The organism is Citrobacter sp. wls619 (assembly GCF_005281345.1).
GTDB lineage: Bacteria > Pseudomonadota > Gammaproteobacteria > Enterobacterales > Enterobacteriaceae > Citrobacter.
On record NZ_SZXJ01000027.1, the window covers coordinates 56074 to 68484 of the forward strand.

Consider the following 12411-nt stretch of genomic DNA (forward strand, 5'->3'; position numbering starts at 1 on the left):
AGAATCGGGTGACAGCATCGCTAACCTTACCCCCTGAGCATCCCACAAACTGTGCTTATTTTTTCGATCTCGATGGAACTCTGGCTGAAATCAAACCGCATCCTGACCAGGTTGTTGTTCCACAGACAATTCTGCAGTTATTACATCGCCTGGCCACGCAAAATGCGGGTGCTCTGGCATTGATTTCAGGGCGCTCAATGGCCGAGCTTGACGCACTCACCACCCCGTATCGTTTCCCGCTTGCCGGGGTACATGGGGCAGAACGCCGTGACATCAATGGTCAAACCCATATTGTGCATCTGCCTGCGGCGGTCGAGCGCGAAGCGGGGGCGTTATTGCATGCGGCGCTGGCGACGTTACCGGGGACAACGCTTGAAACAAAAGGCATGGCTTTCGCTCTGCACTACCGGCAAGCGCCTGAGCATGAGGCCGCGCTGCTGGCGTTGGCTGAACGTATTACCCATATCTGGCCGCAACTGGCATTGCAGCCCGGGAAGTGTGTTGTGGAAATCAAATCACAGGACACCAATAAAGGAGACGCAATTGCGGCATTTATGCAGGAAGCGCCATTTGTCGGACGGACCCCTGTTTTTGTTGGTGATGATCTGACCGATGAAACAGGTTTTACCGTGGTTAATCGCGCTGGCGGTATCTCGGTAAAAGTGGGAAGCGGGGAGACTCAGGCGGCATGGCGTCTGGCTGCTGTCAGGGACGTCTGGCATTGGCTGGAACACATCAACTGTCCGCAGCAGGAACAAGACGCAACAAATGACAGGAGAGGTGGCTATGAGTCGTTTAGTCGTAGTATCTAACCGCATTGCCTCACCGGATGACAAAGGCAGCGCTGGCGGTCTTGCGGTAGGTGTGCTGGGCGCGCTAAAGGCGGCTGGCGGCCTGTGGTTCGGCTGGAGCGGTGATACAGGTAATGAGGATCAACCGTTAAAAAAGGTTACCCGTGGCAACATCACCTGGGCATCGTTTAATCTGAGTGAACAGGATTACGAAGAGTATTACTGCCAGTTTTCCAATGCCGTGTTATGGCCTGCGTTCCATTATCGACTGGACCTGGTACAGTTTCAGCGTAGTGCCTGGGAAGGCTACCAGCGGGTGAATGCTTTACTGGTTGATAAGCTGCTGCCACTGCTTAGCGATGACGATATCATCTGGGTTCACGATTATCACTTGTTACCCTTTGCCTGCGAGCTACGCAAACGTGGTGTGAATAATTGCATCGGTTTTTTTCTGCATATTCCTTTTCCGACACCCGAAATTTTCAATGCGTTGCCGCCACATCAGGCGTTGCTTGAGCAACTGTGCGACTTTGATTTATTGGGCTTTCAAACCGACAACGATCGCCAGGCCTTTCTTGACTGTCTGACGGCGCAAACTCAGGTAACTACGCCCCGCGAGAAACAGCATCTGGCCTGGGGAAAAGCGTTCCGCACGGAGGTTTATCCTATTGGTATTGCACCTGAGGAGATTGCACGGCAAGCATCAGGACCGCTACCGCCGAAACTGGCGCAGTTAAAAGCAGAACTTAAAAATGTGAAAAATATCTTCTCTGTTGAGCGACTGGATTACTCCAAGGGCCTGCCGGAGCGCTTTCAGGCCTACGAGGCGCTGTTGGAACAGTTTCCCCAGCATCACGGTAAGATTCGTTATACGCAGATAGCACCGACCTCGCGTGAGGAGGTACAGGCTTATCAGGATATTCGTCACCAGTTAGAGACCGAGGCCGGGCGGATCAATGGTAAATTCGGGCAACTGGGCTGGACGCCGCTGTACTACCTGAATCAGTATTTTGACCGTAAGTTACTGATGAAGGTCTTCCGTTACTCTGATGTTGGACTGGTGACGCCACTGCGCGATGGCATGAATCTGGTGGCAAAGGAGTTTGTCGCCGCACAGGACCCTGCTAACCCCGGCGTCCTAGTGCTCTCGCAGTTTGCCGGGGCTGCGAATGAGCTGACTTCTGCACTCATTGTAAACCCTTATGATCGGGATGATGTCGCAGGCGCATTAAACCAGGCTCTGACGATGCCGCTTGCCGAGCGCATTTCCCGTCATGCGGCAATGCTGCAGACTATCGTTAAAAATGATATCAACAACTGGCAGGCGAGATTCATTTGCGATCTGAAGAACATCGCATCGCGTCATACGGAAAACCTGTCGCCTGACCCGCAGACAGCCTGCAGCAAACTGGCGTGATTAATCGCCGGCAAGTGGCACCAGTAACACATCAACCTGGCTTGCGCTGACCACGCTTTTCGCTGAGCAGGAGGCTCGCGAAAAGAAACTGTGGTTATGGTTGCCATAAATCACCAGATCAACCGCGTGTTTGCGGCATACATCCAGAATATGTTCGTTCAATGTCCCATAGGTAATAAACGTGTGCGCAATGGGGTACTGCGCCTCTTTGCTTAACTGATCGATAAAGTTATGGGTCTCTTCTTGCATGACTTCCCGCAGATCTTCCAGCATTGGGGCGGCAAACTGGTTATACAGTTCGGGATCTGAAACCAGGGTTATCAGACTAATGCGGGCGTTGACAGGGCGAGCGATGGAAACAGCCTTTGCTAACAGCTGGTGGCTTTCGGGGGTGGCGGCAACAGCGACAAGAATGTGCGCATAGCTCATAACTCGCTCCTTTTGTTCATGAATTATGAGAGAACTCTTCAGTTTTAACCGTATACCACCATACTGCTACGTTTCGTATGGTAATTGTGTGAATGTCATCATGATTATTCATTAATTATTCTTATAAATAGAATAATCACTTCATATAAGCTGTAAATCTGTTCGGATGATTTAAGTTAAACTCATCCCTAATAAAAACAACTTGTTAATAAATAGTATACATCAATTAACATTTAGACGGTTATCACAGCCCGGTATTAATTAATCAGTCTTAATATTTAAGTCTTTGTTTATAAAGAATTTAATTAAAATGTCATTTCATATTAAATCTGTGATCCAGCTCGCTATTTCAGCGCGTGATATTAACGTTCGTAAACAGAATACTATTCGCTTTTATTGCAAGATTATTCGTATAGCTGGAATCGAAAAAGATAACGGTGGTTTAAAAAATAGCCAAAATAAAAGCTGTGCTGATGGATTTATGTTAAGTGTTTAGCTTGATTATGTGATCTACGTCACATATTCTTTAAATTCGCAGCATGGCTACGTTGTATGTGTAACGGGTGGCGGGTAGAGTTGCGTCGAATTAGGAAAAATCTTAGACATTTGTAAGAAATGATGTGAGCTTGTAAGGGACGCGGCATTCTAAGAAAGGAATGTTTAGACAACGCGTAAGCACCATCACGTTGCTATGTATTTGACCTTTTGCTTTTTTTTTACCGGGCCTTCCCGGCGACATCACGGGGTGCGGTTCTGCCGCATGAAAATAATGTTGGTTATTATGGATGCAAATAATGCATACATCCGAGTTGCTGAAACACATTTATGACATCAATTTGTCGTATTTATTGCTAGCACAGCGTTTGATCGTTCAGGACAAAGCGTCTGCAATGTTCCGCTTGGGTATCAGCGAGGAGATGGCGGATACATTGGCAACATTAACACTTCCTCAAATGGTCAAATTGGCTGAAACCAATCAACTGGTATGCCATTTCCGTTTCGACGATCATCAGACTGTAACGCGTCTGACGCAAGATTCCCGCGTTGACGATCTTCAGCAAATTCATACCGGTATTATGCTTTCAACACGCCTGCTTAACGACATCGATGACGCAGCGCGTAAGAAAAGGGCTTGATGATGAGCGAAAAAAGCATTGTTCAGGAAGCGCGTGATATCCAGTTAGCGATGGAATTAATCACATTGGGCGCCCGTTTGCAAATGCTGGAAAGCGAAACGCAATTAAGCCGTGGCCGACTCATCAAGCTGTACAAAGAATTACGCGGTAGTCCTCCGCCAAAAGGGATGCTTCCGTTTTCCACCGACTGGTTTATGACGTGGGAACAAAATATTCATGCATCGATGTTTTGTAATGCATGGCAATTTCTGCTTAAAACCGGTTTGTGCAGCGGCGTGGATGCCGTGATTAAAGCGTATCGGTTATACCTTGAGCAGTGCCCGCAGCCAGAAGAAGGGCCATTGCTGGCGCTGACTCGTGCGTGGACCCTGGTCCGTTTTGTTGACAGTGGTTTGCTTGAATTGTCCGCCTGTAACTGCTGCGGCGGAAATTTTATTACCCATGCGCACCAACCCGCAGGCAGCTTTGCCTGCAGTTTATGTCAGCCGCCATCGCGAGCTGTAAAAAGACGTAAACTTTCCCAGAATGCTGCCGATATTATTCCACAACTGCTGGATGAACAGATCGAACAGGCTGTTTAACTGAAACGGTGTGGATAAACACTCCAGCAGCGGTAAGCGATTACCGCTGCTTTTTTTTGTCCTGACCATGAGTTAACTGCCCGACTGCGCATCCTGTCATAGTCAATTGCGAAAGGATGATGTCGTGCTTATCTTATTAGGTTACCTGGTTGTTATTGGTACAGTTTTCGGCGGTTACATGATGACCGGCGGACACCTTGGGGCACTCTATCAACCGGCTGAGCTGGTGATCATCGGTGGCGCAGGTATCGGGGCATTTATCGTTGGCAACAACGGTAAAGCCATCAAAGGGACGATGAAAGCGATCCCGTTGCTTTTTCGGCGTTCGAAATATACCAAAGCCATGTATATGGACCTACTGGCCTTACTCTACCGCCTGATGGCTAAGTCACGTCAGCAAGGCATGTTCTCGCTGGAACGCGATATCGAAAATCCAAAAGAGAGTGAAATTTTCGCCAGCTATCCGCGTATTCTTGCGGATGCGGTGATGCTTGATTTTATTGTCGATTATCTGCGTCTGATTATCAGCGGCAACATGAATACGTTTGAAATTGAAGCGCTGATGGACGAAGAGATTGAGACGCATGAAAGCGAGGCCGAAGTTCCGGCTAACAGTCTTGCAATGGTCGGTGACTCATTACCGGCGTTCGGGATCGTGGCGGCGGTGATGGGGGTTGTACATGCGCTGGCTTCTGCCGATCGTCCGGCGGCTGAACTGGGTGCCCTGATTGCACACGCCATGGTAGGGACATTCCTTGGTATTTTACTGGCCTATGGATTTATTTCCCCACTCGCCAGTGTCCTGCGACAGAAAAGCGCTGAAACAACCAAGATGATGCAGTGCGTGAAGATAACTCTGCTCTCCAATTTGAATGGCTACGCGCCACCGATTGCGGTCGAGTTTGGTCGTAAGACGCTGTATTCCAGCGAGCGTCCTTCGTTTATCGAACTGGAAGAGCATGTTCGTGCGGTGAGGAATCCAGCAGCGCAGCAGACGACCGAGGACGCATGAAAAATCAGGCCCATCCCATTATCGTCGTAAAGCGACGCAAACATAAAAATCACGGTGGTGGGGCGCATGGTTCGTGGAAAATTGCCTACGCCGATTTTATGACCGCGATGATGGCCTTCTTTCTGGTGATGTGGCTTATTTCCATCTCCAGCCCTAAAGAACTGATTCAAATTGCCGAATATTTCCGTACTCCGCTGGCCACTGCGGTGACGGGCGGAAATCGGATCTCGAACAGCCAAAGCCCAATTCCTGGTGGGGGTGATGATTACACCCAGCAGCAGGGGGAAGTGAACAAGCAGCCCAACATTGATGATCTGAGAAAGCGTATGGAGCAAAGCCGCCTGAGCAAGCTGCGTGGCGATCTCGATCAATTGATTGAATCCGATCCTAAGCTGCGCGCACTACGCCCACATCTGAAAATTGATTTGGTCCAGGAAGGGCTGCGGATACAGATTATCGACAGTCAGAACCGCCCGATGTTTAAAACCGGAAGCGCAGAGGTTGAACCTTACATGCGTGATATTTTGCGGGCGATTGCGCCGGTGCTGAACGGGATCCCAAACCGTATCAGTCTTTCTGGTCATACGGATGATTATCCCTATGCCAACGGCGAGAAGGGATATAGCAACTGGGAACTGTCTGCCGACCGCGCCAATGCATCGCGTCGCGAGCTGGTCAGCGGCGGACTGGATGATGGAAAAGTATTACGGGTGGTAGGTATGGCCGCCACGATGCGTCTGAGCGATCGCGGTCCCGAGGACGCCATCAACCGCCGTATAAGCCTGCTGGTTCTGAATAAGCAGGCCGAAGAGGCCATTTTGCATGAAAACGCTGAAAGCCAGAATGAGCCGGTAAGTGTCTTACAACAGCCAGTGGCGCTGCCGCCGGCAAGCGTTCCCACATCGCCACCAGCCAATCCGAGGTGATAGCGTGAGCATGGATATTAGCGATTTTTATCAGACATTTTTTGATGAAGCTGACGAACTGTTGGCTGACATGGAGCAACACCTGCTGGATTTGGTGCCTGAAGCCCCGGACTCCGAACAGCTGAATGCCATTTTTCGTGCAGCGCACTCGATTAAAGGCGGGGCGGGCACTTTCGGCTTTACCATTTTGCAGGAAACGACCCATCTGATGGAAAACCTGCTGGATGAAGCGCGGCGTGGCGAGATGCAGCTCAATGCCGACATTATCAACCTGTTTTTGGAAACGAAAGATATTATGCAGGAACAGCTCGACGCCTATAAAAACTCAGAGGAGCCGGATGCCGCCAGCTTTGAGTACATTTGTAATGCGTTACGACAGTTAGCGCTCGAAGCAAAAGGTGAAACCGCGCCCGCGGTGGTCAATAGCGCCAAACTGAGCGTTGTTGATAGCACGGCGATACCAGACGAGGTGGTTGCACAAGCCGCCCCTGTCGCTGAAGAGATCAAAAAGCGGATTATTCTCTCGCGCCTTAAAGCCAGTGAAGTCGATTTACTGGAAGAGGAACTGGGGAATCTGGCGACCTTAAGCGATGTGGTCAAAGGTGCCGATACGCTGTCGGCAACGATCGACGGTAGCCTCGCTGAAGATGACATTATTGCTGTGCTCTGCTTCGTCATCGAAGCGGATCAGATTGAGTTCGAAACCGTCACTGCTGCGCCAACTGCTGCAGAAACGCCAGCCGTTGCTGATGTCGTCGAACCACAGCCGCTGCCGGTTGCTGCACCTGCGCCTGCGCCGGTGGCCAAAGCGACCGTCAACGAAGCGCCGCATGGACGAGCAGAGCGTGAGAAACCTGCCCGGGCCAGCGAATCAACCAGTATCCGCGTGGCGGTTGAGAAGGTTGATCAGCTGATTAACCTGGTGGGTGAACTGGTTATCACACAGTCAATGCTGGCTCAGCGTTCGAACGAACTGGATCCGGTAAACCATGGCGATCTCATCACCAGCATGGGACAGTTACAACGTAACGCCCGCGATCTGCAAGAGTCGGTGATGTCGATTCGTATGATGCCGATGGAATATGTTTTCAGCCGCTTCCCGCGTCTGGTGCGCGATCTGGCGGGTAAATTGGGCAAACAGGTTGAACTAACCCAGGTCGGTAGCTCCACCGAACTGGATAAGAGCCTGATCGAACGCATTATCGATCCGTTGACGCACCTGGTGCGTAACAGCCTCGATCACGGTATTGAATTGCCGGAAAAACGCATCGAATCCGGGAAAAGTCCGATTGGTAATCTGACACTTTCTGCCGAACACCAGGGCGGGAATATTTGTATCGAAGTAACCGATGATGGCGCGGGTCTGAACCGCGAGCGTATCCTGGCGAAGGCTATTTCCCAGGGGATGCCAATCCACGAAAACATGAGCGATGACGAAGTCGGCATGCTGATCTTTGCCCCGGGATTCTCGACCGCCGAGCAGGTGACGGATGTTTCCGGGCGTGGTGTCGGTATGGACGTAGTGAAGCGAAATATCCAGGAGATGGGCGGCCATGTTGAGATCCAGTCGAAACAGGGCCAGGGCACAACCATCCGTATCCTGCTGCCGCTGACGCTGGCTATCCTTGATGGCATGTCCGTTCGTGTAGCCGATGAAGTGTTTATCCTGCCGCTGAATGCGGTGATGGAATCTCTGCAACCTCGGGAAGAAGATCTCCATCCGCTGGCCGGGGGAGAGCGCGTTCTGGAAGTGCGTGGTGAGTATTTACCGCTGGTTGAGCTGTGGAAAGTCTTTGAAGTTGAAGGTGCAAAAACCGAAGCAACTCAGGGTATTGTCGTGATTTTACAAAGTGCAGGGCGTCGCTACGCGTTGCTGGTCGATCAGTTAATTGGTCAACACCAGGTGGTGGTAAAAAACCTGGAAAGCAACTACCGCAAAGTGCCAGGCATTTCCGCAGCAACGATCCTCGGCGACGGTAGCGTCGCGCTGATTGTCGATGTCTCTGCATTGCAGGGGTTAAACCGCGAACAACGTGTGGCAATCACAGCCGCCTGATTGAGTAAGAAAGGGAAGAATATGACCGGTATGAGTAATGTAACTAAACTGGCCGGCGAACCGTCAGGTCAGGAATTCCTCGTGTTTACGCTGGGGGATGAAGAGTACGGTATCGATATCCTGAAAGTGCAGGAAATTCGCGGCTACGATCAGGTTACGCGTATTGCCAATACGCCAGCCTTTATTAAAGGAGTGACTAACCTGCGCGGCGTGATTGTGCCGATTGTTGATCTGCGTGTGAAATTCAGCCAGAGCGATGTGGATTACAACGAAAACACCGTGGTGATTGTGCTGAATCTGGGACAACGAGTGGTTGGGATTGTGGTGGATGGCGTATCTGACGTTCTGTCGCTGACGACCGATCAAATCCGTCCTGCGCCTGAGTTTGCTGTCACCTTGTCTACGGAATATCTGACCGGGCTGGGGGCGTTGGGTGACCGGATGCTGATTCTGGTGAATATTGAGAAACTGCTGAACAGCGAAGAGATGGCGCTATTGGATATCGCGGCTGCGCATATGGCATAAAAGTAGTCAATATTATCATTCTTTGTAATATTAAGCAGGCAGTGATTAAACGCCCTCCACAATATGGAGGGCGTTTTGCATTTAATTTTGGGCATAGGGAGATTAAGTAATAATAGTTTTTTTGATTTTAATTTTGAATGTTTATTGTTATTTCATTCACTTGGTTTATTTGTATTTTTTTCTTTAATTAAAACTGGCGAATCTTTATAGTATCTGTCGCTTGTTGGTACATATAATATAATCTACAAGTGCAATATATAAATAATTTATCATTTAAAATGGTTTATATTGCTCATGAATATATAATGAAGTTGTGCCTTCTGATTTTTCTATTGGCGTAGAGGGAACTAAATATGAATGCTATATATAATATAGTCTGGAGTACGGCGCGTAATATGTTTGTGGTTGCTGGTGAGTTTTCCCGCGGTAATAATGGAATGCGTAATAGCATCAAGGTAACAGGCCTCGCAACATTAATCTTTACTGCTGCTGTCAATGCTGCAGAGTTAGGCCCACAAAACGGTGCATCGATCATTTTGAATGATAATGATGTCGTTACGGCTAGCGGGCAAACAAATACCACGGGGGTTGAGAGCATCACTGCCGGTGGTGATGGCTTACAGATTCAAGGAAAAACAATTATCAACGTATCGGGTGAAACCCTGTCTACCGGTGTTTCACTGGATAATGGCACCAAAAATGATTTAGGCACGAATACCGAAATCCATGTCACCGATACGGATGGCACACAAAATTCAAGTAAAAATACCAGCGGAATTTTGATTTCAGGTAATAACCCGGGTACAGAAGTAACAGCATCCGGTATTAATATCGATGTGTCGGGTAAAAATAATGTTTATGGGTTTAGAAATATAGGCAAATACAGTAACGTCGATCTGGGTAGTGGAAGTTCTATTACAGCCATAACTGAAACGGATTATAGTATTGGTGGGATAGGTGATGCCCGCGGTGTCTATTTATTAGACGGGAGTAGTACTTTCACCATGGATAATGGTTTTATCCATGCGACGAGTAAAGACAACACTGCGTGGGGGATTCAAAGTACGGGTAATGCCAACATTGATTTAGGTAAAAACAGCCAGGTGGTTGCAGAGGGCAATAATATTACAACCGGTATTGAGATCGGTACTGATGGCGTATTGGATGCCGACCAACTCACTGTCACGGCAACAGGACTGGCAACAGATTATGGTTCTGTGACAGGTTTGAAGCTGGGTAAAAATAATCATGTTGATTTGGGCGATAACAGCAGAGTCACCATCAATGGTACCTCCGATCTTGCTGAAGGCATCTCCGTTACGGGGCCTGATGCTACTTTAATCGCCAATAATATGGATATTAATATCAGTACGACTCTGGACTGTCGCACAGGAGGGTGTACCACGCGTGGCATCGCTATTAATGGCACCGGATCACGCATTGATTTGGGCAGCGGATCGACCATCTCAATCACCGGGTTCTTTGATGGGGCTGGAGTAACGATAAACCCCGCGGCAAAAGGTTCTGAACTTATTGCTGATAATCTGACGATTGATGTGACTGGGTCGCAGGTAAATGCAATATCAATGAGTACCGGTTTTATGGATTTAGGCCAAAACAGCATCATCAGCGCAACCGGAGAGGCGACGACCCTCTGGGTGACGGGGGGGGAATTCCACGCGGATGCGCTTACCGTCAATACCGCTCAGTCTGTGGGCATCATTGCACAGGGGGGCGATGTGATGATTGGCGCAGGCAGCGCTGTTGACGGCAGAAGTTCTGCTACGTTGGGCTCTGCGACCAGCGGTATCGCTGCGACCTCCGGGAGTACTCTTGATTTTAAAGGGGATGCCGACAATCGAAATGTTATTTACGCGATCGATGGTTACGGTGTGTCATCCCAGTTTTACGGTGCAACGGTTAATATCGCGAATACCGATATTATCATGAGTGGGCAGAATAACCCTTACGGGCTTTGGGCGGTAGGAAGTAATGATTTAAGTCGTCCGGGAATAATTAATGGTGAAAACCTGACCATTGATGTGACAGCGAGTGGGGCAAATGGTTATGGGGCGGTGGTTCAGCAGGGCGGGGCAATATCGCTGACCGGTGACACCACAATTAAAACCCAGGATGGGGTCGCTATTTTTGTTTCCGACCGTGCGGGAAATCTCTTACCCGGCGGGACCGTGACCGGTTCAGGCGTAATGGATATTACGGGCGATATCATTAGCGCAGGTGAAGGCAGTATTTCACTGGAGATGGCGTCTGGTTCACGGTTGGTGGGGGCGACCTTTGTTAACACCGATCCGACGGTAGACTCCTCGCTGAATCTCTCACTGGCTGAACAGACGCAATGGGCAATTACCGGTGATTCCTCTTTAACTCAATTAGATAATGCCGGAGATATTGTATTTGATACGCCTTCACAGAACGGACAATTCAGAACGCTGACGATTAATGGGAATTATTACGGTGGTGACGGTGATCTTTATCTGAACACGCAGTTAGGGGATGACAATTCACCGACGGATAAAGTGATTATCACTGGTGATACTTCCGGTAGTACGACGCTGTATGTCAATAACATCGGCGGGGAAGGGGCGTTAACAACAAAAGGTATTGAAGTGATTGATGTCGGCGGTCAGTCTGATGGCGTTTTTACCCAGGGTAATCAGGTGCAGACAGGTTTGTATGAATACCGATTGTATGAAGACGGCGGTGACTGGTATTTGCGTTCGCAGGCTGTCACGCCGGTAGATCCTGATGACGGCGACGATGTTACGCCGGTGGACCCGGACGATGGTGGTGATGTTACGCCGGTAGACCCGGATGATGGTGGTGATGTTACACCAGTGGATCCGGATGATGGTGGTGATGTTACGCCAGTGGACCCGGACGATGGTGGGGATAGTAAACCGGTGGATCCGCAATATCGGGCTGATATTGGCGCTTATCTGGGCAACCAGTGGATGGCGCGTAATCTGCAAATGCAGACCCTTTATGACCGCGAAGGGAGTCAATTACGTACCGATGATGGCAGTATGTGGATGCGCTTTAAAGCAGGTGATGCGTCGTCAACCGCTGCAGACGGTCATGTGGATATTGACAACACTTACTCGCAACTGCAAATCGGTGGTGATGTGCTTAGCTGGGGTAATGGCGAGCAGAGCCTGAAGGCGGGAGTGATGGTGAGTTACATTAACGCCGACACGGACAGTACAGGCAACCGAGGGGCGGATGGGAGCCAGTTCTCTGCCAGTGGTAACGTAGCCGGTTATAATCTTGGCGCTTATGCTACCTGGTTTGCGGATGCGAAGAATCACAGCGGCCTGTATGTGGACAGTTGGTATCAGTACGGGCTCTACAATAACAGCGTCGATAACGGCGATGTCGGGTCAACGGATTATGATTCAACGGCCAGCGCGGTCTCTGTGGAAACTGGCTATCGGTACGACATCATACTTGCAAACCAAAATGTCGTCAGCCTGACGCCGCAGGCTCAGGCAACATGGCAGCAATATAAAGCGGACGCGGT

General features: G+C 49.6%; 10 protein-coding genes. 9 read left to right on the forward strand and 1 reads right to left on the reverse strand.

Features of this window, described 5'->3' with window-relative positions:
• Positions 1-8: 8 nt before the first annotated feature.
• Positions 9-812 (forward strand): trehalose-phosphatase, encoded by an 804-nt coding sequence (gene otsB / locus FDX19_RS03010; RefSeq protein WP_137381547.1) that lies wholly within the window; start codon positions 9-11, stop codon positions 810-812.
• On the forward strand, positions 787-2208 hold the full coding sequence (otsA, locus tag FDX19_RS03015) for an alpha,alpha-trehalose-phosphate synthase (protein ID WP_137381548.1): 1422 nt from the start codon (positions 787-789) through the stop codon (positions 2206-2208). Before otsB ends, otsA begins: the two co-directional genes overlap by 26 nt.
• On the opposite strand, the gene uspC is transcribed toward otsA, so the two are convergent.
• Positions 2209-2637: a universal stress protein UspC gene (gene uspC / locus FDX19_RS03020; RefSeq protein ID WP_137381549.1), complete on the reverse strand. Its 429-nt coding sequence runs from the start codon at positions 2635-2637 to the stop codon at positions 2209-2211.
• 794 nt (positions 2638-3431) lie between these two features.
• Between uspC and flhD the strand changes: the two genes are divergently transcribed.
• The 7 genes from flhD to FDX19_RS03060 all read left to right on the forward strand — a co-directional run.
• Positions 3432-3773 (forward strand): flagellar transcriptional regulator FlhD, encoded by a 342-nt coding sequence (gene flhD, locus FDX19_RS03030; protein WP_040232414.1) that lies wholly within the window; start codon positions 3432-3434, stop codon positions 3771-3773.
• Positions 3774-3775: 2 nt separating this feature from the next.
• A complete protein-coding gene (gene flhC / locus FDX19_RS03035; RefSeq protein WP_005127694.1) occupies positions 3776-4354 on the forward strand; it encodes a flagellar transcriptional regulator FlhC in 579 nt (192 codons plus the stop codon).
• A gap of 124 nt (positions 4355-4478) precedes the next feature.
• Positions 4479-5366 (forward strand): flagellar motor stator protein MotA, encoded by an 888-nt coding sequence (gene motA / locus FDX19_RS03040; RefSeq protein ID WP_005127691.1) that lies wholly within the window; start codon positions 4479-4481, stop codon positions 5364-5366.
• The gene (motB, locus tag FDX19_RS03045) at positions 5363-6292 is read left to right on the forward strand and encodes a flagellar motor protein MotB (RefSeq protein ID WP_005127690.1); all 930 of its coding nucleotides are present in this window, start codon (positions 5363-5365) and stop codon (positions 6290-6292) included. The genes motA and motB overlap by 4 nt, the downstream gene beginning before the upstream one ends.
• 4 nt (positions 6293-6296) lie before the next feature.
• On the forward strand, positions 6297-8348 hold the full coding sequence (cheA, locus tag FDX19_RS03050; protein ID WP_137381551.1) for a chemotaxis protein CheA: 2052 nt from the start codon (positions 6297-6299) through the stop codon (positions 8346-8348).
• A 21-nt stretch (positions 8349-8369) separates the two neighbouring features.
• Positions 8370-8873, forward strand: coding sequence for a chemotaxis protein CheW (gene cheW / locus FDX19_RS03055; RefSeq protein WP_042307767.1), 504 nt, complete (start codon positions 8370-8372; stop codon positions 8871-8873).
• A gap of 353 nt (positions 8874-9226) precedes the next feature.
• A partial coding sequence (locus FDX19_RS03060) for an autotransporter outer membrane beta-barrel domain-containing protein (RefSeq protein ID WP_137381862.1) occupies positions 9227-12411 on the forward strand: 3185 nt, incomplete at its 3' end.

Coding starts and splice junctions, on each gene's coding strand:
- otsA (WP_137381548.1), top strand. CDS start 787: ATGAGTCGTTTAGTCGTAGTATCTAACCGCATTGCCTCACCGGATGAC.
- uspC (WP_137381549.1), bottom strand. CDS start 2,637: ATGAGCTATGCGCACATTCTTGTCGCTGTTGCCGCCACCCCCGAAAGC.
- flhD (WP_040232414.1), top strand. CDS start 3,432: ATGCATACATCCGAGTTGCTGAAACACATTTATGACATCAATTTGTCG.
- flhC (WP_005127694.1), top strand. CDS start 3,776: ATGAGCGAAAAAAGCATTGTTCAGGAAGCGCGTGATATCCAGTTAGCG.
- motB (WP_005127690.1), top strand. CDS start 5,363: ATGAAAAATCAGGCCCATCCCATTATCGTCGTAAAGCGACGCAAACAT.
- cheW (WP_042307767.1), top strand. CDS start 8,370: ATGACCGGTATGAGTAATGTAACTAAACTGGCCGGCGAACCGTCAGGT.